General features: G+C 52.0%; 2 tRNA genes. Both read left to right on the top strand.

The window, feature by feature from the left end:
- The first annotated feature begins 83 nt into the window (after window positions 1-83).
- Window positions 84-157: transfer RNA gene (locus tag SAY88_RS25435), tRNA-Trp, on the top strand.
- A 17-nt stretch (window positions 158-174) separates the two neighbouring features.
- Window positions 175-247, top strand: a tRNA-His gene (locus SAY88_RS25430).
- The last annotated feature ends 1 nt before the right edge of the window (window position 248 follow it).

Below are 248 nucleotides of genomic sequence, written 5' to 3'. Positions count from 1 at the left end.
GAAGTGGCTAAACGCGGCGGACTGTAAATCCGCTCCCTCCGGGTTCGGCGGTTCGAATCCGTCCCCCTCCACCATTTGTTTTTAGGGGTATAGTTTAAAGGTAGAACAAAGGTCTCCAAAACCTTCGGTGTGGGTTCAATTCCTACTACCCCTGCCAATTTTATTATGACGATGGCGGTTGTGGCGAAGTGGTTAACGCACCGGATTGTGATTCCGGCATTCGTGGGTTCAATTCCCATCAGCCGCCC

This window comes from Halalkalibacter flavus, from assembly GCF_036663575.1.
Taxonomy (GTDB): Bacteria; Bacillota; Bacilli; order Bacillales; family Bacillaceae_D; genus Halalkalibacter; species Halalkalibacter flavus.
This window is presented reverse-complemented; position numbering and strand designations above follow the sequence as displayed.